Here is a 21,703-nt window from a genome sequence, read left to right on the forward strand (position 1 = left end):
CAAGGGCCCTGGCCCAACGTTGGGCCGCGGCCTGTCCGTACGATCGACCCATGGAACCGGACGAACGCCTCTACCTCCGCGTCACCCTGCGCGACGTCGAGCCGGAGATCTGGCGCGAGTTCGAGATCGACGGCCAGATGACCATCCGCCAGCTGCACATGGCGATCCAGGTGATGCTGGGCTGGCGCGAGACCCATCGACACGAGACCTTCGAGGGGCTGCCCCTCACCGAGGACCTGACCCCGCGCCCGCCGCTGCGGTGGGGGCAGCCGTCGTCCGACGATCCGGAGATCCTCGATGAGGACGAGTGGACCATCCTCGGCGCCCTCGAGGAGTCACCGCTCGCCTACATCTACGACTTCGGCGACACGTGGCACCACCTCGTGGAGATCAACCACGAGATGACGCCGATCGCCGAGGCCCCGCCCGTGCTTCTGCGCACGGGGCGCAATCGCGGGCCGTGGGAGGACTCCGGCGGCGCGGAGGGGTACCAGGAGAAGTGCGCGATCTGGGCCGACCCCGACCATCCCGAGCACGACGAGATCCGGCAGTGGGTCGCCGACACCGTCGGGCCCTGGGCGCCGGCGGACCCCACGTTCTTCGACCCGCCGTCGATCCAGGCCGAGCTCAATCTGCTCTTCAACCCCGGCGGCTCGGGCGTCCACCCGTACGACTTGTCGGGCCTCGTCAAGGCCGACGAGCTGCGCCCGCCGGGCGATGTCGACCTCGAGTCGCCCATCGTCGCGTTCGCGGGGACGCTGCCTCCGGCCATCCGCTCCGAGCTCCGCCAGCATCTCTATCGCACCGGCGTGCTCGCGCCGACCGACATCGACGATGCGGCGGCTGAGCGACTCATCCGACCGTTCGCGTGGCTCGTCGATGCCGTCGGCGCGGGCGGCATCGATCTCACCTCGGCGGGCTGGCTGCCGCCCGACGTCGTGCTCGACGGCATGACCGCGCTCGGCTGGATCGAGGACTGGATCGGCAAGGGCAACCGCGAGGACCTCACGCCGCCGATCGCGAACCTGCGCGAGACGGCGCAGCGCCTCGGGCTCGTGCGGGTGCAGAAGGGGCGCCTGCTGCTGGGCGCCGAGGCGAAGAAGTCGCTCGGCCACCCGCGGCGGCTGCTGCGACTCGTCGCGCGCGGGCTCTACCGCAAGCTGCAGGACGCCGAGGTCGACGCGGCGGTGCTCCTGTTCCTCTCGCTCGCCGACGGCACCCCGGCGGATGAGCGGTGGCGCGCGATCGCCTTCGGGCTCACGATGGCGGGATGGCAGCACCCGAGCGGCGAGTTCGCTCGCGATGACATCGCGAGCGTCGCCGGGCGCACGGAGGACCTGCTCGGGGTGCTCTTCGGATGGCGCGAGCGGCTCACGCGCGAGGGAAGCGCCGACATCGCCCTCTTCGCGCGCGAGGCGCTGCGGTAGCACCCGACCGGATCGGTCCGGAACGGTCGGGCGGAGCAGCGGTCGTGCGAACGAGACTCGATGCGGAAGGAGGGCCATGATCGCCGCACTCAACGACCTGATCGACGCCGTCGAGCGCACGCCCGACGACGAGATCGACGTGGCCGCCGTCGCGCACGCCCACGGCACGACGGAGCACCACCTGCGACGGATGTTCTCGTCGCTCGCGGGCATGCCGGTCTCGGAATACGTCCGGAGGCGGCGCATGACCCTGGCCGCGGCGGATGTCGCGGAGTCGTCGGGCGACCTGCTCGCGATCGCGGTGCGGTACGGCTACGGATCGACCGAGGCGTTCGCGCGGGCGTTCCGCAGCGTGCACGGCGTCGGCCCGAGCGAGGCCCGTCGCGACGGCGGCCCCTTCCGCAGTCAACAGCAGCTCAGGTTCCGCCTGACCGTCGAAGGGAGCACCCCCATGCACGTCCGCCTCATCGAACGCCCCGCACTCCGGCTGGTCGGCCACGCCACGCGCGTGCCGCTCATCCACGAGGGGGTCAACCCGCACATCCAGGAGCACATCGCCCGCATCCCGATGGAAGAGCACGTGCGTCTCAAGGCGCTCGGCGACACCGAGCCGGCGGGCATCCTCCAGGTGACCGACGACATCGAGCAGGACAGCGCGGAGGGCAGCGAGCTGACGTACCTGCACGGTGTCGCGATCTCGGACGACGTCGACGCTCCCGACGACCTCGATGCGATCGCGGTGCCCGCCGGCAGCTGGGCCGTCTTCACGAGCGACGGCCCGCATCCGAAGGCCCTGCAGGACATGTGGGCCGCGACCGCCGCCGAGTGGTTCCCGTCGAACCCCTGGCGCCTGCGCCCGGGGCCCTCCATCGTGGCCGTTCTTGAGCACGACGCCGCGTTCACGCACGCCCGGTGCGAGCTCTGGCTCCCGGTCGAGCGCGCCTGACGGGCATCGGGCCATCCGCCGCGTGCGAGACGCGCGGCGGATGGCCCGCCGTCAGGCGGCCGGCGCGCGGCCGACTTCCCGCAGCCATCCGAATCGATCCGGGACGGTGCCGAACTGCATGCCGGTCAGCTCGTCGCGCAGCCGGGCGGCGATCGGGCCGAAGCACGCGGTCGGCGTCTCGATGACGCGCTCGGGCGAGACGAGACGGGCGATGGGCGTCACGACGGCGGCGGTTCCCGTCGCGAACACCTCGGCGAGGGTTCCGTCCGCGGCCGCCCTGGCCCACTCGCCGACGCTCACGGGGCGCTCCTCGACCCGGTGGCCGAGGTCGGCCGCGAGTGCGAGCGCGCTGTCGCGCGTGACGCCCTCGAGGATCGTCCCCTCGGCAGGGGGCGTGACGATCGAGCCGTCGGCGAAGGCGAAGAAGATGTTCATGCTGCCGGCTTCCTCGACCCAGGTGTGCGTCTCGGCATCGGTGAAGAGCACCTGTGCGCAGCCGTGCGCCTCGGCCTCGCGCTGGGCGGCGAGCGATGCCGCGTAGTTCCCTCCGCACTTCGCGGCTCCCGTGCCGCCGCGCCCCGCGCGCGAGAAGTCCGTCGAGAGCCAGAGCGAGACACCCTCGCTCGCGCCCGAGAAATAGGCGCCCGCGGGCGAGGCGATCACTCCGAAGAGCGCCTGCTTCGCCGGCCGCACACCGAGGAACGCCTCCGATGCGATGACGAACGGACGCAGGTAGAGGCTCGCGCCGGGGCGCGCGGGAACCCATTCCGCGTCCTGCGCGAGGAGCGCGTCGACCGCCGAGAGGAACAGCGATTCCGGCGGGACCGGCAGGGCGAGCCGCTCCGCCGAGCGCGCCATCCGCCGCGCGTTCAGCTCCGGACGGAACGTGACGAGCCGGCCATCCGGATGGCGATAGACCTTGAGGCCTTCGAAGATCTCCTGGCCGTAGTGCAGGACGGCGCTTGCCGGATGGAGCGGAAGCGGCCCCATGGGCTCCACGCGCAGGTCGTGCCAGCCGCTGTCTGCGCTCCATTCCGCGATCGCCATATGGTCGGTGAAGCGCTGGCCGAACACCGGGTCCTCGAGGATGCGCTCGCGCTCGCCGACCGAGGTCGGGGCGGCATTCCGCCGCACCGTGAAGTCGCCTGCCGTGTATCCGGTCGCCGTCGTCGTCATCTCGTTCCCTTCCCGCGTGTGCATGGCACGCCCATCCGAGCAGGCTCGCAGAGGAGTGGGCCCTCCGTCTCGGGCCAATCGCGAGGTCGTGGCGTGCGCGCGGCCTGCCGCGATCGGGCCGCATCCGCTATGGTTGCGCAAACATGGTCTGTCGCAGCGGACGGCTCAGCCGGGTGCCGCGCGACGCTTTCGACGACGAAAGGGGCAGTGTCGATGCCGACATCGCACACGCTGCGGCGCGCCGCGGCGCTCACGACGGGCGCCGCGCTCGTGGGAGGGGCGCTGATCGCCTCACCCGCCGCGAGCGCGGCCGAGGCGGCGGAGCGATCCGTCACGATCACGCCGAACCCCGCCTCCGCGGGCGAGGCGTTCCAGGGGTGGGGCACAAGCCTCGTCTGGTTCGCGAATGCGACCGGCGACTACCCCGAGGAACTCCGCGAGGAGCTCTACCAGGCCGTCTTCGGCGAGGACGGGCTCGACCTCAACATCGCCCGCTACAACATCGGCGGCGGCAACGCCTCGGACGTGGCCGACTACCTGCGCGCAGGCGGCGCCGTCGAGGGCTGGTGGGCGCCGGATCCCGACGGCTCCGAGGGGCTCTACGGCGGAGCGGCGACGACCTACGCCGATCGCGACGCGGTTCTCGCGGCGTTCGACGCGGATGACCCCGCGCACTATGACTGGGGCGCCGACGAGACGCAGCGCTGGTGGGTCGACCGGCTGGTCGCCGACGGGCAGATCACGCACTGGGAGACCTTCGCGAACTCGGCGCCCTACTTCATGACCGAGAGCGGCTACGTCTCGGGCGGGTTCGACGCGGCTGCCGAGCAGCTCAAGCCCGAGGCGGACGAGGCGTTCGCCCAGTACCTCGTCAACGTCACGGAGCACCTCGAAGCCGAGCACGGGATCGAGGTCGACACGATCGACCCGTTCAACGAGCCGAACACGAACTACTGGGGGACGCGGCTCGAGAACGGCGTTCCGGTCGGCGGCCGCCAGGAGGGCATGCACGTCGGGCCGCAGCGTCAGGTCGAGGTCGTCGAGGCGCTCGCCGCCGTGCTCGACGGCGCCGAAACCGATGCGCGCATCTCGGCCATGGACGAGACGAACCCGGGGATCTTCGCGCGGAACTGGGCGGCATACCCCGCGGAGACGCGCGAGGACGTCAGCCGCATGAACGTGCACACGTATGGCACGAGCGGACGCCTCGTCGTGCGCGACCTCGCGAAGCAGGCCGACACCCCGCTCTGGATGAGCGAGATCGAGGGCAGCTGGGTCGACGGCTACGACCCCGTCGACATCGAGAACGGTCTCGGCATCGCGGGTCGGATCATGGACGACCTGCGCGAGCTCGAGCCGAGCGCGTGGGTGCTCTGGCAGCCCGTCGAAGACCTCTACAACATGCAGCCGCAGGGCGAGGACCTCAACTGGGGCTCGGTCTTCATCGACCTCGACTGCGAGCCCTACGAGGAGGATGGCCGCACCGTGTGGAAGTCGGCGCGACGCGTCGCGGACGCGGGCGGCGACTCGTCCGCCGTCGAGCCGTGCGGCGTCGAGGTCAACTCGAAGTTCAACACCATCCGCAACTTCACGAAGTTCATCCACGAGGGCGATCGCCTCGTGCCCGTCGACGACACCTCGAGCACCGCGGCCATCCGCGGTGACGGAACGGGCGCGACCATCGTCCACCGCAACACGAGCGCGGATGCGGCTTCGGTCACGCTCGATCTCTCCGCCTTCGGCGAGATCGCGGACGGCGCGACCGTGACGCCGTACGTCACGACGGAGGCCCCGTCGCCCGATGAGCCGACCGCGAACGCGCTCGTCAAGGGAGCACCCGTCGCCGTCGACGACGCGTCGGCCACGCTCACCGTGCCCGCGAAGTCGGTCACGACGTTCGTGATCGACGGCGTCTCCGGCGTCTCGGCCGATGCGCCCGCCATCGAGGATGGGCACAGCTACCAGCTCGTCGGCGCGCAGAGCGGAAAGGCACTCACCGCCGGCGGCTCGGGTGCGGCGACGAGCATCACGACGCTCGCCGACGACACGGCGACCGCAGCGGCGCAGAAGTGGACGGCCCACACGGTCGCCGTCGGCGAGAGGACCGCGACCCAGCGCGTCGTGCTCGAGAACGGCGACGGACGCGTCCTCGGCGCGACGAGCGCGGGCACCGACCTGCGCGACATCGACCCGACGGCCGCGGCCCAGAGCCCCGAGACGCGGTGGATCGTCAACACCACCGACGGGAAGAGCTTCTCGTTCGTGAACGAGGCGCTCGCGCTCGCCCTCGAGGTGGGCGGGCAGTCATCGGCCGAGGGCGCCTCGGTGGGCGTGTACGGCTCCAACGGAGGCGCGAACCAGGCCTGGGAGGCGCGCGACCTGACCCCCGTCAATGGGACGGCGATCCCGGCGCGCACAACGGCCGGCGTCGCTCCTCTGCTGCCCGAGACCGTCCTCTCCGCGTACGCGTGGGGCACGGGCGCGGCGGTTCCGGTCGAGTGGGACCTTCCCGATGACGCGACCTGGGAGAACGAGGGCCGCGTGGAGGTGCCGGGCACGGCCGTCGACCTGTTCGGGCAGAGGTTCACCGTCGTCGCGCACGTCGATGTCGGCGGCCTCACGGCGACGGATCCCGTATCGGTCACGGTCGCGGCGGGCACCACGGCGGACGCTGTGCGTGCCGCGGCGCCGGACACCGTCCCGGCCCGCGTGGGGGCGTCGGAGCACGCCTTCGAGGTGTCGGTCGAGTGGGACTGGACGACGCTCGATGCGAGCGCGCTGACCGAGCCCGGTGCGATCTCGGTCGCCGGGACGGCGCAGGCCGACGGCGCAGAGCTCGAGGCGCGGCTCGCCGTGCTCGTCACGGAGGGCACGCAGCGCAGCTTCGCGGCAGACGGCGGCGTCGCGGTCGAGGCCAGCTACACGGAGCCCGGCTACCCGGCGGAGCGCACCCTGAACGGCGTCCTCGACGACAAGGGATGGTCGAACTGGTCCGGCAGCGCCCAGGAGCAGACCAGCACCCTCACCTACACGTTCGAGGCGCGCGACCTCGACGGAGCCGCGATCCGCTTCTGGCGCGACGGTCGCCCGAGCTGGGCCGAGACGATGACGATCGAGGTGCGCGACGCCGACGGCGCCTGGGCGCCCGCGCCCGGCTGGGAGTCTCCGCAGGCCGTGGAGTCTCCGTCCACCGGCGCTCCGATCGTGACGGCCGAGTTCGCCACCCGAACGGCGACCGGGGTGCGCTTCACCCTGCACGCCGCCGAGGGGATGCACATGATCGTCTCGGAGGTCGAGCTGTTCGAGAGCGTGGCCTCGCCGGCCGCAGTCGCGACCCTCGCGGACCTCCGCGTGGCCGGCGAGACGGTGGAGGGCTTCTCGCCCGATGCCAGCGCCTACGAGGTGACCGCCGATCCGTCCGTTCCGCCCGTCGTGCAGGCCTTCGCGCTCGACGATGAGGCATCGGTCGAGGTGGAGCAGGCCGACGCCTCGAACGGATGGACCGCACGCATCGTCGTGACATCGGCCGACGGATCCGTCTCGAGGGAGACGACCGTCGCGATCTCGAGGACGGCCGTGATCACGCGGCTCGAGCTCAGCGAGGCGCCCGCGATCGGCGAGCCCGTCGAGGCGATCGCGGAGTTCGCCCCCGCCGACGGCGACGTCTCGTGGCAGTGGCTGCGCAACGGGCGGCCGATCGCGGGTGCGACGGATTCGAGCTACACGCCGGTCCGCGGCGACGCCGGCAAGCACCTGAGCGTCGAGCTCACCGTGTCGGCTCCCGGTGTCGAGAGCGCGACCCTCGTCAGCGAGGAGCAGCGGATGCTGCCGGCGCCGGCACGCCGCTGAGCGGCGTGGCGGGGCCTCGCGCGGAACGCGGACGAGGCCCCGCCACGGTCGGCGACGGCCGAAGATCGCCGCCTGACGGGACGCCTACTTCTGTTCGGCGGCCCGGTTCTGTGCGCGCGTCAGGCGCCCGCGGCCAGCTCGCCTCGAGCGTCCTCGAGCGCGCGCATGCGCTCAGGGCTGGGCGCTGCGGCGCTCTCCCGCGTGACGAGCGCCGGGCGCTCGGAGGAGAAGCGCTTGCCGCCGGCGCCGTTCAGGAGGTCGAGCAGCAGCTGGAACCCCCGGCGTCCCATCCCGGCGAAATCCTGATGGGCGGTCGTCAGGGGAGGCGACCAGATCTCACTCAGCGGGTGATCGTCGAATCCGACCACCGAGATGTCCTCCGGGACGCGCAGGCCGGCGTCGGCCAGACCGCGCATGACGCCCATCGCGATCTCGTCGTTGCCGCAGAACACGGCGGTCACGGTCGGATCCGCCGCGATCTCCCGCGCGACCTGCCGTCCGCTCACCGGCTCCCACGTCGCGTCGAACGGCGCGGGGATCGGTGCGCCGGCCTTCCGCAGCGCTCGGCGCCATCCGGTCGTCCGCCCGTCCTCCCGACGCGAGGGCGGCACGCGCACATGATGCACCGTCTCGTGGCCGAGTTCGAGCAGGAAGTTCGTGAGCTCCTCTGCCGCGCGGGTCTCGTCGAGCACCGCCTGCGGAACGCTCACGTCGCGCACGCCGGAGAGCGCGACGACCGGGATGTCGTCGGGAAGCCGGTTCACCACGGCCACCCCGGGAGGGTCGAACTTGAGCACGACCACTCCCGCGATGGCATGTGTGAGCGTGGCCGTGATCGCCCGATCGACCTCGTCGTCGTCTGCCGACTCGACGACCGTGATCATGACGGTGTATCCCTCGGCGCGTGCGGCGAGCTCCACGCCGCGGATCGTCTCGGCGTATCCGTAGCGGGACGTGTCCCCGGCGATCACGGCGATGACCTGCGAGCGCCGCGAGACGAGGGCGCGGGCGGCTGCGCTCGGGCGGTAGTTGAGCTCGGCGATCGCGTTCTCGACGGCCTCGCGCTTCGTCGGGCTGACCCTCGCCGCACCGGTGAGCACCCGTGACACCGTCGGCACCGAGACTCCGGCGCGCCGGGCGACGTCGGCGATGGTGGGGTGCTTGCTCTTCATGTCGGTGGTGTCCTTCGCCCTCATCGTCTCACTTGACCGCGCCGCTCGTGATACCGGAGATGATCTTGCGCTGCGCCACGATGAACGTGATCAGGAGCGGAAGGCTCATGAGCACGATGTACGCGAAGATCAGGTGCCAGTTCTGCAGGTAGAGTCCCGAGCTCGCGACCTGGTAGAGGTTCAGGGGCAGGGTGTCCAGGCGACCGCCGACCACGAAGAGCGCGTAGAAGACGTCGTTCCAGATGTAGAGGCAGATGAGGATCGTCGCGGTCGCGAGCACGGGCATGAGCAGCGGCAGGATGATCCGCACGAAGACCCGGACGGGCCCTGCGCCGTCGACCCGCGCGGCCTCCTCGAGCTCGGCGGGGATGGTCCTCACGAAGCCGGTCACGAAGAAGATCACGGTGGAGAGGTACATGCCCATGTAGACGCCGATCATGCCGAGCGGCGTTCCGGCGAGGCCGAGCTGCCTCAGCAGGAGGACGATCGTGACGACCGCGGGCGGGAGCACGATGCCGCTGATGCCGAGCGCGTACACAGCGGACATGACGCGGCCCCGCCGGCGCCCGAGGATCCAGGCGGCCATGGACCCGAGGATGAGCACCCCGAGCACGGAGGGGATCATCACGAGCGCGCTCCCGAGGAACGCCGGCCACATCCGGCCCTCCGTGAAGACCGTCGCGAGATTCTCGAGGAGACGCCACTCGGACGGCAGGCTGAGATCGGGCTCGAAGGCCTCCGCCTGGGTCTTCGACGCGGTGACGACGACGAGCCAGAACGGGATCCCGAGCAGCACGACAGCTGTCACGACGGCGACGACAGGCTGCGCCCAGCGCGAGGCCGCGACGCTCGAGCGACGCCGCGACGCGGCATGAGGGATGGTGGCGGTCACAGGACGTCCTCTCGCTTCCGGAGCATGCGGATGACGGGGAAGGCCAGCACGGCCACCGTCAGGAAGAGCACGAGGCTCATCGTCGTCGCCTGGGCGAAGAGACCCTGGCCGAATGTGCGGAAGATGAAGATGTTGAGGAGCTCGGTCGTGCCGCCCGGACCGCCCGCCGTCGTGGCCTGCACGATGTCGAACCCGTTCATCGAGCCGAGCAGCGCGGTCGCGACATTGAAGGTGACCGCGGGCGCGAGGAGCGGGAAGCGGATGGCGGTGAAGGTTCCCCACCAGCCGGATCCGTCGATCCGCGCCGCCTCGAGAACATCGCCGCTGATCGTCTTCAGCCCCGCGAGATAGATGAGCATGGACAGCCCCATCCACTTCCATGCGTGCACGAGAGCGACGACGACGATGGTCCAGGTCGTGCTTCCGAGCCACGCGATCTGCACGTCCTGCCCGGTGAGGAAGCCGAGGATGCCGTTGAGAGCGCCCTCGGGCTTGAGCATCGCCTGGAAGATGTAGCCGACCGCGAGCGCCGACATGATGACGGGGATGAAGAACGCGACGCGGATGATCCGGTTGAGCCGCGTGTCGCGCTCGAGGAGGAGCGCGAGCGCGAGACCGAAGAGGTTCTGGAAGACGGCGACGAGCACGGCGTAGAGGAGCGTCACCCAGAGCGCGTTCACGAGCTGCCCGCTCGAGAACAGCGCGGTGAAGTTCGCCCAGCCGACGAAGCCGATCTCGGACTTGAAGCTCGACCAGTCGGTGAACGCGTAGATGAAGTTGAAGATCGTCGGCACGAGGAAGAACACGACGAGAACGACGAGCGCGGGGATCAGGAACCAGGCCGGATGGTCCTGCGTGCGTCGTGCGGGCGGGGCCGGCTGCTCGTCGGGTCGAGCGGCCGGCGCCGCCTGGCGCGGGAGACCGAGGGTGGTCGTCATGGGTGAATGCCTTCCGGTGGGGTGCCGGGCGCCGATCTCGTCGGCGCCCGGCTGTCCGAGAGTCAGAAGCCGGAGGCGCCGATCGCCTTGGCCAGCTCGGCGAACTGGGCCTGCGTGGCCTCGCCCACCTCGGCCGGCGTCATGGTGCCCTGGATCATGTCGCCGAGGTTCAGGTAGAGGTCGGGGTTGGCGACGGCGAGCGCCTGCATCGAGCCGACCGCGTCGCCGAGCGACGCGCTCACGTCGAGAAGCGCCTGCGGCACCTCGTCCGACGACGGGACATCCGTCTGCAGCGAGACCGTGGACTGGGCGTTCACGAACTCCTCGTAGCCGTCGCCGAGCCAGTACGAGAGGAGCTGGCGCGATGCGGCCTCGCGCTCGGCATCCCCCGTCTTGAACGCCACGAGGGCGTTGGACTGATCGGGAATGAAGGTGCCCACGTTGCCGCTCGGCGAGATGGGGAAGAAGCCGATCTTCTCATCGAGCTCCGCAGTATCCGCCAGGGACTGCAGCTGGCCGAAGAACGAGTTCACCTGGACGACCATCGCCGCCTCGCCGCTCAGGAGGGCAGGGCCCTGCTCCTCGAACGTCGCGGTCTTGATGTCCTCGTTGAAGAGCCCCTCATCGATCAGGGCGGCGTACTCGTCGATCGCGTCCTGGATCGGCGACTCGTCGAACCCCTTCTCGTTCGCGTTCACCTCGTCCCACAGGCCGTCCTTCGCGGCGTCGGCGAGCTGCACCTGAACCCACCACTGCGTGGCCCAGGGCGTGCCCCCGCCGAAGTCGAAGAACGGCGTCGTGCCCTGCTCCTTGAGGTCCCGCGCGAGCGCGATGAACTCGTCCCAGTTCTTCGGGAGGTCGGTGACCCCGGCCTCCTCGAAGACCTCCTTGTTGTAGTACACGCCCTCGACAGCGGGGGTCGTGATGAGCGCCGCGTAGCGCGTGTCGTCGAGGATGCCGGTGATATCCCGCAGCTCGGGCTTGTACGCGTCGAGCCAGGGGGCGTCGTCGAGCGGCTGAAGGTTCGTCGGGGCGTTGAGCGCGGTCAGCATGGACGACGTCGGCTGCCAGAACGCGAGGTCGGGCTTGTCGCCCGTGGCCACCTTCGTCTGCACGCCCTGCTCGTAGGGATCCGGGATCGTGACGACCTCGACCTCCGCGCCGGTCAGCTCCTCGAAGCCGGCGATGACGCTGTCCGGCACGGTGTTCGAGTTCTGCGCCGCCCAGATCGTCAGGGTCGTTCCCGCGAGATCGGCGTCCTGCGCGGGCCACTCGGCGGGGTCGCTCGCGCCGGCTCCTGCGCCGGGATCCGAGCACCCGGTGAGGGTGAGCGCGGCGACGGCGGCGAGCGCCGCGCCTGCGCGGAACGTGTTCTTCATCGAATTGCTCCTTCGTGGTTGCTCCGGCGCTCGGGATGGGCACCGGAGAGAGGTCAGCGGGTCGGGGTGCCCACGCTGAGGCGGATGGTGCGCGCGGCGAGATCGGCATCGCCGGCGTGCAGCGTCAGGGTCCCGGAGGAGGCGTCCCACGTCGTCCGCCAGGCCGGGAGGTGGAGGGGGAACACCGGCGAGACCTCCACGTCGGCGCCGATGAGGTGCGGGAACGACAGGGACGTCGAGCTCTCGCCGTCCCGGCGCCAGACCGACACGACCTCCTCGCCTTCCGAGCGGATGGACAGCGCGACCCACGGGTCGGTCCATCCCGGAAGCCCGAGGGGCCAATGGGGCTTGCCGCTGCGGATGAGCGGGCGCAGCGACTTGGCCTGCGCGACGGCCGCTGCGACGACCTCGCGCTGTGCGTCGGTCATCCGGTTGAGGTAGCCCGACACGTAGAACCGGCCGAGAAGTCCCGTGACGAGGCTGAACGACAGCTCCTCCGCGTTCATGTCGGGCTGCGGGTACGCCCAGCTCGCCGCCTGCTCGGGCAGCATCGAGATCGGAGCCGCGGCTGCGATCGGCGGGTACTTCCGGAAGTCCTGCTGGTCGGAGGTCGACTGCATGGCCAGCCGCGAGAGCATCGCGAAGTCCATCCGCATCGCCCCCGAGGCGCAGTTCTCGATCACCAGTCCGGGGTGGCGGTCGAGGACGCCGTCGAGCCAGGCGAGGTGGGCGCGGTTGTGAGCGAGGAGCCCATCGCCCGGGCTGTCGGCGTCGTGGTCGGTTCCCGCACCGGGGTTCACGTTGTAGTCGAATTTGAAGAACCCGACGCCGAAGTCGGCGACAAGGCGGTCGACGACCGCATCGAGGTGAGCGACCGCCGCCGGGTGCCGCAGGTCGAGGTGGAATCGGTGGTGCTCGACGATCCGCTGTCCGTGACGCTGGAGGAAGGCCTCCCGCGGAAGCGTCTCTGCGACGGGGCTGCGCACGCCGACGACCTCGGGCTCGAGCCAGAGCCCTGGCACCATCCCGGCGTCGCGGATGGCGTCGACCACCTCCGAGAGACCTCCCGGGAAGCGGGTGCGGGAGGGCCGCCATTCTCCGACCGTGTCCCACCAGTGACCGCTGTCGTCGTACCAGCCCGCATCGATGCAGAAGACCTCGGCCCCCACCTCGGCCGCCGCGGAGATGAGCGGGAGCAGCCGCTCGGTCGTCGGATCTCCGTTGAGCGTGTTCATGTAGTCGTTGAAGACGACCGGCATCGCGACGTTGTCCGGGTGGGCGCGGCGCGCGGAGCGGCGGAAGTCCGTGAGAGCGCCCAGCGCGTCCTCGAAGTCCCGACCGTAGGCGAGCTCGACGGGAACCGTCTCGAAGGCCTCCCCCGGTGCGAGCCGACGCGTCCACGACGAGTCGGTGTCCGTCGGCCCCGAGAGGCTCAGGTACCCGCCGTCCGTGTCCTCGCCGATCTCGCTGCGCCAGGCTCCGTTGTGCTCGATCTGCCACACGAGCGCCAGCCCGAGCGCTGCGCTCTCCAGGCCCCCGACGGGCAGGTCCGCGCCCGTCGACCAGGTGCCGTCCGAGCTCACCGCCCAGGCGCCGCGCGGGTTGTGCCCCGTGAGGTGCTCGGCGAGGTGCGGGAAGTCCGGCCCGCGCAGCGGCGTGCGGCACCAGCGCCCCTCCCCGAGCCAGTCGCTCACGCCCGACACGCGCACCCACCCGTCGAGCTTCTCGGGCCCGCTCGCGTCGCACGCCGTGAAGCCGCCCGCCCATGACGTCACCGACCGCAGGACGACAGGGTCGGTTCCGACCGCGCGCACACTCGTCTGCGCGCGGACGGCCCGAGGAGCGCCCGCGAGCCTTTCGAGCTGGGTCACCGCCTCGACGCCGTCGGCCTGCTGGCGGATGATGAGGCGCCCGTCTTCATCGACCTCATGATCGATGTGGCGAAGGCGCGCACCGAGCTCGGTGTGCGAGAGGCGGCCCGACGCAGGCAGGTGCCCGGCCGTGGCCGTGAGGATCTCGACGAGCGGGACGCGGTACAGCGGCAGCGCGCGCTCGCCCATCCGGAGAGCCGCGAGATGGACGGGGGCGTCGTCGGCCCATCCGAAGGTGAGGGTCAGGTCGCCGTCTCCCCACGCCAGCTGTTCGGTCACGTCACTCCTCGTCATTGCGGTCCACGCGACCCGGTCGAGTCGCTGATAGCGATTTCAAGAGGCGAACGTAGCGGATTCTGAAATCGCTATCAAGTCTGCCTTGTAATCGTTATCACGCGTTGCTAGTGTCGCCTCCCAGTGGTGAGCCGAAGCACCCGACTCGATGAAGAGGAGATCCCTTCCCATGAAGAGAACACTGGGCGCGGCGACGACGCTCGCTGCCGCTGCGCTGGTCACGAGCGGCTTCGCCGCTCCACCCGCGGTCGCGGCCGACGCGGAGCGCCTGACCGTCGACTTCTCCGATCGCACCGGAGAGTTCCGCGGAGGCGCGAGCGGAACGCTGTACGGGTTCGGCGACGACGGCGCTCCGACTCAGGCGCTGATCAACGGCGCGCACATCACGAACACGTCCCAGAAGCCGCCGTACGGCACGCAGCACCCCGGCGGCGACACGCTGAAGATCGAGGACGGGTTCTTCGACAAGCACGGCGAGGACCTGTACATCTACCAGCAGGACTACTACCCCGAGTGGCCGTACAACAGCGGCGTCCGCCCGGGCGACGACCGCACCTACGACGTCGCGACCGGCTCCTACACCGAGGGCGGCAACGGCGTCTGGGACTACCTCGAGGTGATCGAGTTCGTCACCGAGGCGGTCGCGACGCAATCCGACCACCCCGAGGAGTACACCTTCATCCCGTTCAACGAGCCGGACTGGATCTGGTACTCGGACTGGGCGGCCGACAAGGAGCAGTTCTTCGCCGACTGGACCGCGGTGCACGAGAAGATCGAGGAGGTCTACGCGCGCCACGGTCTCGACCGGCCGCGCATCGGCGGCCCCGGCGACAGTCACTGGCGGAAGACGCCGAGCACGGAGTTCCTCGACTACGCGATCGCCGACGGATCCGTCCCCGACGTGTGGATCTGGCACGAGCTCGGCATCGACAATCTCGCGACCTATCGCGGTCATCTCGCCGAGTTCCGCGCGATCGAGTCATCGAAGGGCATCGATCCGATCCCCGTCAACATCACGGAGTACGGGATGCTGCGCGACATGGGGCAGCCCGGTCAGCTCATCCAGTGGTTCTCGATGTTCGAGGACACGAAGGTCGACGCCCAGACCGCGTACTGGGGCTACTCGGGCAACTTCTCCGACAACTCCTCGCGGCCGAACGGCGCGAACGCCGGGTGGTGGATGTTCAAGTGGTACGGCGACCTCGAGGGGTCGGAGACCGTGCGTGTGACGCCGCCGCGTCCCGACACCGCCGACACTCTGCAGGGCATCGCGGCCGTCGACGACGAGAACCGGCGCGCGACCGTGCTTCTCGGCGGGACGGACGCCGACGTCGAGGTGTCGCTCGAAGGGCTCGATCGAAAGGTGTTCGGCAACCGGGTCGACGTCGAGGTGCGCGAGATCGCGACGGTCGGCGCGCAGGGGCTCGCCGACACCCCGGCTCTCGTCTGGGCGGCGGATGGCGCAGCGCTCGCGGGCGGCAAGCTCACGATCCCGGTCGACACGTTCAACCGCTACGCGGCCTACCAGGTGCTGATCACTCCGGCCGGCACGCACGATGTCGAGCAGGATCTCGCGGCGCAGCCCTGGAGCGCGACGATCGAGGCCGAGAGCACCGCGATCACCGGCTCGTACGTGCAGAGCCACGACCCGAAGGCGAGTGGCGGCTGGACCTGGCTCGCCTCCGGCAACCAGGACGTGCGCGCGTTCAAGACGCTCGACTCGACCGCGACCTGGACGGTCGAGGTGCCGCGCGACGGTCTCTACCGGTTCCAGGCGATCGGCGCCTCCAACAAGAATCCCGGCCAGCACGCCCTGTGGGTCGACGGCGCATACGCGAGCACGGTGCAGTACCGGGCCGACCTGCACTGGAACTACCGCGGCAGCGGCGAGACCCTGGTCGAGCTCACCGCGGGGACGCACGAGCTGACGCTCCGCACCACCGCCGATGGCGAGAACCTTCTCCCCTACCCCGACGTCACGCTCGACCGCTTCCTGCTCACGGATGTGACCGACGGTGAGCCGACGGTGCACCCGGCATCGACGTTCCGTCTGTACGACGGCGCGAAGATCGCGTACCAGGGCAAGAAGGCGTCCGGATTCGCGAGCCTGTCGGACAGCGGGCGCGCCGACCTCTACGTCACGGCGATGGACTCGGGCTACTACGACCTGTCGGTCGCCTACGAGAGCGGCCGCGCGGGCGCGATCGAGGTCACGATCAACGGCGGCTCGCCTGTCGAACTCGCAAGCGAGCGAAAGGGCAGCTGGGAGTCGACGGCCCGAGTGCACCTCGCTGAGGGCATCAACGAGATCGAGCTGCGCTCGTCGGGCGATGTCGCGATCGAGAGCGTCACGACGACGCGGGTGCGCGCCGCCGACGACGCGCGCGTCGTCCTGGAGGCAGAGGACGGGCAGCTCACGGGCACCGCGCAGGCCGGAACGCTCGCCCCCGCCACGGGCACGAACGCGACGGGCGGCGGCTACGTCGACGGTCTGGGCGGCGGCGAGGGGAACGCGATCGAGTTCGCGCGCTCCGCGGGCTTCGACAGCGCCGGCGACTACGCCGTGTCGGTCTGGTACTCCAACGCGAGCCTCGCCTCGCCCCACCCGTACAACCCGCAGGTGGTCGACCTCCGCCTCGACATCGCCGAGGGCGACCAGGAGGTGGGGTACGGCTACCACCGCCACACCTTCAGCTGGAACAGCTTCCTGGAGCGCAGCATGCAGGTGACCCTGTCGAGCGACGGCGAGCCGCTCCGCGTGTTCAGCGCCGACGACGAGGCCCCGCGCGTCGACAAGCTGATCGTCGCGCCGATGGTGCTCGGTTCGCCGACGACGCAGCCGCTCGGCTGAGCATCCGGGTGGGTGAGGGGGTCGCCTCCTCTCACCCACCCAGGCGGCGGGCGGGGGTCTCCCCGCCCGCCGCCGCGTCAGCGCGCGTCGACCAGCGTGAGCACGCCGCCCTCGATGCGCAGCTCCGGCTGGTAGCCCTCCGGCAGCCCCGTGACCTCAAGCGCCGGAAGCGCGCCCGGGAACTTCGCGGCCTCGATGAGCGGCAGCTCTGCCGGCACCTCGGCCAGCGCCGACACGTCGACCGCGAGCGTGCCGCGCAGCTTCGCCTTGCCGTCGACCGAGAGGGCGGGAGCGGAGGCGTCCTCGATCGTCAGCGCGAGCGTCGCGCCCTTCTTCTGCGTGAGCTCCCCGCCGACCTCGAGCGTGCCATCCGCCTGCTCGCGGACGACGCCCCGCTGCAGCTCGACGTCGGCCGTGCCGAGCGCGGTCGCGGTCGTCGCGACGAGCTCGCCGCCCTTCACGCGCACGCCGCCCGTGAAGGAGTTCTCACCCGCGAGGATGAGCGTGCCCGTGCCGTCGAGCGTGAGCGACCCCGCGCCGTCGATGTCGTTCCGCCACACGTCCACCGCACCGTAGCCATCCGCCGTCGCGTCGAGCGAGACCGCGACGTCGCGGTCGAATGCGCCGAAGCCGTTCGCGGCGGCGAAGAGGTTGAGCCGGCCCCAGCCCTCGGCGTCGTCCGCGACGGGGAGGCCCGACTCGAGCGCGGTCGAGTAGAGCACCCAGCGCAGCTGCGCGTCGTCGAGGTAGGGGTAGCGCGTGCGGATGAGCTCCTCGGCGCCCCCCGGCACGACCGGCGCGACGCCCGCCTCGCCGACGGGGTCGAGGCCGAACGTGGTGTTCGCGAGGTACTCCGCGAGGCGCGCCTGGTACGCGTCGCGGTCGGTGTCGAGATCGAGCTCGGCCTCGAGCGCGGTGTCGGCGTCCGCCGTCGCCTCGGCGATCAGCTCGGCGTTCTCGTCGTCGGCGAGGGTCGCCGCGGCGAGCCCCGTCGCGAGGATGCGGCCGCCGATGATGTCGAGCGCCGAGTGCATCCCGGCCTCGGCACGGCTGTAGCCGAGGTCAGACGCCTGCAGCAGGAGGTCGTCGTAGTGCTCGGGCACGGCCGTGGCGAGCGCGATGCCCGCGAGGAAGGCGGCATTCGTATGCCCGCTCGGGAATCCGCCGTCCGACGCGGCCTCCGACTCGGGCTTCTTGACCGGCTCGAGCTCGGGCACGAGCACGACGTCGTCGCTCCAGCGGAACGGGCGCATGTACTGGTAGTACTCCTTGGCGCGGTTCGAGGTCGCCCACGGCCCGCGCACGGTGTTCACGAGCTGCACGACGCTGCCGAGCTCGGAGTCGACGTCGGCCCAGGCGCCGTTCTCGTTGCCGCGGTCGTCGTACTTGGTCGTGAGCGCGTCGGCGGGGATCTCGTCGGGGATGGTCGTGCCCGCGTTCGCGAGGTCGCGGAACTCCTGCGCGTCCTCCTCGAGGCCCTCGATCATCGAGTAGCTCTGGTGGCGGCGGTCGGCGAGGTAGGCGGCGTCGGCCTCCTCGTCGGTGCGGTTCTGCGTGATCCGCTCGATCGCCGCGATGTTCTGCTCATGCACCTGGGCGCTCAGGATCGTGCCGTCGTTCCAGGTGGTGCCGGGCGTCCAGTACTCGAGCATCTCGGCGAGCACGCCGATCGCGGGGTTCGTCTCGGGCGTCGTGAAGTCGGTCGTGTTCTGACGGTACGTGTCGACGAACGCGCCGTACGCCGCCGCGCGCGGCTCGATGGCCGACACGTCGACGAGGTCGTCGTCCTTCGCGGCGAAGGCCGGCTGCGCGAAGGCGGGGCCGACGAGGAGCGGGAGGAGCACAGCGCAGGCGACGGCCTTGCGACGAGGGAATGCGGATGGCACGGATCTTCCTTCCTGAGTCCGTCGGGTCGGACTCGCGGCGGGCGCGGTCGGATGGCCGCGGAGGGGATGCCGGAAGGCTCGCGGATGGCGGTGAACGGTCGGGAAACGCCTTCCCGACGCCCTATGCGCGGGGCCTGCGCCCGCGTGATCGGACGCCGGCCGTCCTATGCGGCGAGGTCCTTCCGCCACTCGGCCGCGAGGTACTCCAGGTCGCCCCAGCCCGTCGGATGCCGCGTGACGGTCTCGAGCGCATAGCCCGACTCGGCGAGCGCCCGCGCCTGGGGGTCGCGCGGCGCCGCCTCACCGCCATCCGCTGCCGGGATGACGTCGCCCTCCGTATCGGGGCGATGCAGGCTCACCGCGCGGACCGCCGCGAACCAGTGCGCCCGCGCCTGCTCCTCGACGGCCTTGATGAGCATCGCCTCGAGGATGCCGGCGTCACGGCGCGGCACGAACACGCTGATGCTAGCGAGCACTCCCCCGTCGGCCGGCGCCATGAACTGCGCGGCTCCCGCGGCCCGCCCGGCGATCCGCGCGAGCAGCGGCACGCACGTCGCGCCGCGCAGCCGCTCGAGGGCGTCGGCAGGCTTCTGCGCGCCGACACCGGCGCCGCTCTGCTCCCGCATGACGGTCGCGGCGATCTCGAGGTAGTCGAGGAAATCCTGCGCATCGCGCGCGTCGACGGCGTCCGGCAGCGTCACGGGTGCGATCTCGACGGCGATCATCCGGGTCATCCTGCCAGGAGAGAAGCGGATGGCACGGTGCACGCGCGCGGGACGCCGAACGTCAGGCTTCCGTCCCACTCCCACGGGTCGAGCGGGGTCGGCCGTCCCCGTCAGGGGGCAGGCGGACGAGCCACGAGCAGCTCGCCGACGCCGTCGACCTCGACCGGTCCCTGGCTTGCGGGCACGAGGAAGGTCGAGCCGACGGCGGCCCGCGCGCCATCGATCACGAGCGAGCCCTCCACGAGGACGAGGAGGGAGAAGCCCGCGGCGACGGTCGCCTGCCCGTCCACCGGCAGCCTCTCGAGCCGGAAGTACGGGTCCGCCGCTTCCGGGAAGACCGACCCCCGGACGGGTGCCGGACGCACGAGCTCCGCGAGCTCCTCGACGCGACGGGCGCGACGATTCACCGCGGCGAGCGCCCTGTCGAAGCCGAGGCCCAGGTGCCCCTCTGCCGCGCCGTCGATCGCGAACCCCTCCCACTCGAGCAGGATCGACAGGTCCTCGGGCTGCTGCAGCTCGAGGAGGAAGACGCCCTCGCCGATGGCGTGCAGCTCACCCGGCGGCACCCAGACGATGTCCCCCGGCTCCACGCGCACCGTGTGCAGGAGGCCCAGGAGCGCGTCGACATCCTGGGAGCGGACGAGATCGGCCAGCTCGTCGGGAGACACCTCCCGCGTGAGCCCGACGTGCACGGTGCCGCCCTCGAGGATGTACCACGCCTCGGCCTTGCCGTGCCGGCAGCCGAGATGGCGCTCGGCGAACCCGTCATCGGGGTGCGCGTGGACAGGCAGCCTCTGGCCCGCATCGAGCAGCTTCACGAGGAGCCGCACGTCAGCGCCCCAGCGGGCCGCATGCTCCGCTCCGAGCCAGGAGACCGGATCCTCCGCCACCGCGTCGCGAAGCAGCCTGCCATCGGGCAGGCGCGTCAGCCCGAGCTCCGCCTCCCCGCGGACGGTCGTGACGGATCCGATCCAGTCCTCCGGCTCCCACTCGGCGGCCGACGGCTCGCCGCGGAACGCCGCGATGGCCCGACCTCCGCGATAGAACCTCTCGGGCGGTCGATTGGGTCCGAGCTCGTGGATCATGCCGCCGCCCTCCGCGCGGGCGCGAACGCCGACAGGAAGCCGCCGACGAACGTGTCCCCGAGCCCGATCGTCGTCGGCGACGACGTGTCGATGTCGAATCCGGCGACCCCGGTGGAACCCGGAATCGCCGCACGCACTCGATCGACGACGAGGGCGCCGCCCTGATGCCGCGGGCACCGGTCGGTCACATCGAGATCGGATGGCGAGAAGCCGTCTCCGAGTCGATATCGGGTCGCGGCGATCCGAACCGCGCTCTCGAGAGCGTCGCGGTAGCGCTCCGCCTCGGGGCCGACGGCGACAGCCCACGTGCGGGTGTGCACGACGAGGGCCGGGGCGGGGATGAGCCGATGGATGTCGCGGAGCGCGACGACGACATCGTCCCCGTCGTGGAGATCCACGCTGCGACCGAGGTACTCCTGCAGCTCGTCCTCGTTCATGCCGTAGACGTCGATGCGATCGAGCAGCCGTGCTCGGATCTCCCGCGAGAACTCGCGCCGGTAGAAGCCCGCGTCCTCGTAGTAAACGACGGCGTCGCTCGGCAGTCGGCGCATGGCGGACCTCAGCTCATCGAGGCGCCGCATGAGCAGCCGGTCGTCCTGCATCGTGTTGAAACCCGAGACGAGGAACACCGCCGCCGTCGCGAGGGCGTCGCCCAGGCCATCCGCGATCGCCATCTCGCGGTTCGGCGGATCGTTCGCGAAGATCAGCCGATTGGCGCTCGGCGTGACGACCTCGCCATCCGCCAGCCGGATTCGCGCACCGGCCGGGTACTGCACGATGAGGTGCGGATCGAGGGTGTCGCGCGTCGCGGAGCTGACGACGCGCATCGACGACGGGAGGAGCCGGCGCACGGTGTCGTCGATGCTCACGAGGTGCTGGGTGCTCGGGACACCGAGTCGGTCGAGCGCGAGACCCGCCCGCACCCCCGTCCCGCCCAGGGTGACCGAGGTCGAGAACCGCGCGGCGAACCCCTCGACGATCTCCGAAGAGGCGACGAAGCGCTCCCCGCCCGTTCCCACGGCGGCGAAGGCGAGGATCGCCGCCACGAGCGTGCGCTCATCGACGATCGGCTCGTCGGCCGTCAGCTCCGCGCGGACGATGCCGAGCTCGTCGACTAGCGCGTTGACCACGTCGGTGTCCCAGCGGACCTCGTAGTCGACCGTCCCGCCCAGCCCCAGCACCAGATCGGCTCCCACGCCGGCTCCTTCCGTC

The 21,703-nt window shown here is 70.9% G+C and carries 14 protein-coding genes; 4 read left to right on the forward strand and 10 right to left on the reverse strand.

All coding sequences use genetic code 11. The features are described from left to right. Positions 1–50: 50 nt before the first annotated feature. Together M1D56_RS15470 and M1D56_RS15475 are read left to right on the forward strand one after the other, a co-directional pair. Entirely contained in the window at positions 51–1,427 is a 1,377-nt protein-coding gene (locus M1D56_RS15470) for an IS1096 element passenger TnpR family protein (protein WP_456284124.1), read from the forward strand. A gap of 76 nt (positions 1,428–1,503) precedes the next feature. Beyond that, positions 1,504–2,373: an AraC family transcriptional regulator gene (locus tag M1D56_RS15475; protein ID WP_456284125.1), complete on the forward strand. Its 870-nt coding sequence runs from the start codon at positions 1,504–1,506 to the stop codon at positions 2,371–2,373. A gap of 51 nt (positions 2,374–2,424) precedes the next feature. Here the strand turns inward: M1D56_RS15475 and M1D56_RS15480 are convergent, their stop codons facing one another. After that, positions 2,425–3,549: a branched-chain amino acid aminotransferase gene (locus M1D56_RS15480; RefSeq protein ID WP_456284126.1), complete on the reverse strand. Its 1,125-nt coding sequence runs from the start codon at positions 3,547–3,549 to the stop codon at positions 2,425–2,427. Between the two features lie 213 nt (positions 3,550–3,762). Here M1D56_RS15480 and M1D56_RS15485 point away from each other — a divergent pair, with 213 nt between their 5' ends. Beyond that, positions 3,763–7,398, forward strand: coding sequence for a glycoside hydrolase (locus tag M1D56_RS15485; protein WP_456284127.1), 3,636 nt, complete (start codon positions 3,763–3,765; stop codon positions 7,396–7,398). Between the two features lie 119 nt (positions 7,399–7,517). Here M1D56_RS15485 and M1D56_RS15490 read toward each other — a convergent pair whose 3' ends face one another. The 5 genes from M1D56_RS15490 to M1D56_RS15510 all read right to left on the reverse strand — a co-directional run bounded on the left by M1D56_RS15490 (position 7,518) and on the right by M1D56_RS15510 (position 13,929). Further along, the gene (locus M1D56_RS15490) at positions 7,518–8,570 is read right to left on the reverse strand and encodes a LacI family DNA-binding transcriptional regulator (RefSeq protein WP_456284128.1); all 1,053 of its coding nucleotides are present in this window, start codon (positions 8,568–8,570) and stop codon (positions 7,518–7,520) included. 28 nt (positions 8,571–8,598) lie between these two features. Continuing rightward, positions 8,599–9,462, reverse strand: coding sequence for a carbohydrate ABC transporter permease (locus M1D56_RS15495; RefSeq protein WP_456284129.1), 864 nt, complete (start codon positions 9,460–9,462; stop codon positions 8,599–8,601). Further along, positions 9,459–10,400: a carbohydrate ABC transporter permease gene (locus tag M1D56_RS15500; RefSeq protein ID WP_456284130.1), complete on the reverse strand. Its 942-nt coding sequence runs from the start codon at positions 10,398–10,400 to the stop codon at positions 9,459–9,461. The genes M1D56_RS15495 and M1D56_RS15500 overlap by 4 nt, the downstream gene beginning before the upstream one ends. A 62-nt stretch (positions 10,401–10,462) precedes the next feature. Next, positions 10,463–11,779 carry an ABC transporter substrate-binding protein gene (locus M1D56_RS15505; RefSeq protein ID WP_324013490.1) on the reverse strand — a complete coding sequence of 439 codons (1,317 nt, stop codon included), beginning with the start codon at positions 11,777–11,779 and terminating at the stop codon, positions 10,463–10,465. A 53-nt stretch (positions 11,780–11,832) separates the two neighbouring features. Beyond that, complete coding sequence (locus M1D56_RS15510) at positions 11,833–13,929, reverse strand: glycoside hydrolase family 36 protein (protein WP_456284131.1); 2,097 nt, start codon at positions 13,927–13,929, stop codon at positions 11,833–11,835. A 184-nt stretch (positions 13,930–14,113) separates the two neighbouring features. On the opposite strand from M1D56_RS15510, the gene M1D56_RS15515 reads away from it, so the two are divergent. Then, on the forward strand, positions 14,114–16,795 hold the full coding sequence (locus tag M1D56_RS15515) for a carbohydrate-binding protein (protein ID WP_456284132.1): 2,682 nt from the start codon (positions 14,114–14,116) through the stop codon (positions 16,793–16,795). 77 nt (positions 16,796–16,872) lie between these two features. Here the strand turns inward: M1D56_RS15515 and M1D56_RS15520 are convergent, their stop codons facing one another. From M1D56_RS15520 to M1D56_RS15535, 4 genes are all read right to left on the reverse strand, one after another. Then, the gene (locus M1D56_RS15520) at positions 16,873–18,681 is read right to left on the reverse strand and encodes a phosphatase PAP2 family protein (protein ID WP_456284133.1); all 1,809 of its coding nucleotides are present in this window, start codon (positions 18,679–18,681) and stop codon (positions 16,873–16,875) included. 164 nt (positions 18,682–18,845) lie between these two features. Further along, entirely contained in the window at positions 18,846–19,415 is a 570-nt protein-coding gene (locus M1D56_RS15525; protein ID WP_456284134.1) for a hypothetical protein, read from the reverse strand. 101 nt (positions 19,416–19,516) lie between these two features. Next, positions 19,517–20,491, reverse strand: coding sequence for a class I mannose-6-phosphate isomerase (locus M1D56_RS15530; RefSeq protein WP_456284135.1), 975 nt, complete (start codon positions 20,489–20,491; stop codon positions 19,517–19,519). Further along, positions 20,488–21,687, reverse strand: coding sequence for an ADP-dependent glucokinase/phosphofructokinase (locus M1D56_RS15535; RefSeq protein ID WP_456284136.1), 1,200 nt, complete (start codon positions 21,685–21,687; stop codon positions 20,488–20,490). Before M1D56_RS15535 ends, M1D56_RS15530 begins: the two co-directional genes overlap by 4 nt. Positions 21,688–21,703: the final 16 nt, after the last annotated feature.

This window comes from Microbacterium sp. JZ101 (assembly GCF_053903175.1).

Excerpts from the sequence above, each read along its gene's own strand:
- M1D56_RS15470 (WP_456284124.1), top strand. The coding sequence starts at position 51 with ATGGAACCGGACGAACGCCTCTACCTCCGCGTCACCCTGCGCGACGTC.
- M1D56_RS15475 (WP_456284125.1), top strand. The coding sequence starts at position 1,504 with ATGATCGCCGCACTCAACGACCTGATCGACGCCGTCGAGCGCACGCCC.
- M1D56_RS15480 (WP_456284126.1), bottom strand. The coding sequence starts at position 3,549 with ATGACGACGACGGCGACCGGATACACGGCAGGCGACTTCACGGTGCGG.
- M1D56_RS15485 (WP_456284127.1), top strand. The coding sequence starts at position 3,763 with ATGCCGACATCGCACACGCTGCGGCGCGCCGCGGCGCTCACGACGGGC.
- M1D56_RS15490 (WP_456284128.1), bottom strand. The coding sequence starts at position 8,570 with ATGAAGAGCAAGCACCCCACCATCGCCGACGTCGCCCGGCGCGCCGGA.
- M1D56_RS15500 (WP_456284130.1), bottom strand. The coding sequence starts at position 10,400 with ATGACGACCACCCTCGGTCTCCCGCGCCAGGCGGCGCCGGCCGCTCGA.
- M1D56_RS15505 (WP_324013490.1), bottom strand. The coding sequence starts at position 11,779 with ATGAAGAACACGTTCCGCGCAGGCGCGGCGCTCGCCGCCGTCGCCGCG.
- M1D56_RS15515 (WP_456284132.1), top strand. The coding sequence starts at position 14,114 with ATGAAGAGAACACTGGGCGCGGCGACGACGCTCGCTGCCGCTGCGCTG.
- M1D56_RS15525 (WP_456284134.1), bottom strand. The coding sequence starts at position 19,415 with ATGACCCGGATGATCGCCGTCGAGATCGCACCCGTGACGCTGCCGGAC.
- M1D56_RS15530 (WP_456284135.1), bottom strand. The coding sequence starts at position 20,491 with ATGATCCACGAGCTCGGACCCAATCGACCGCCCGAGAGGTTCTATCGC.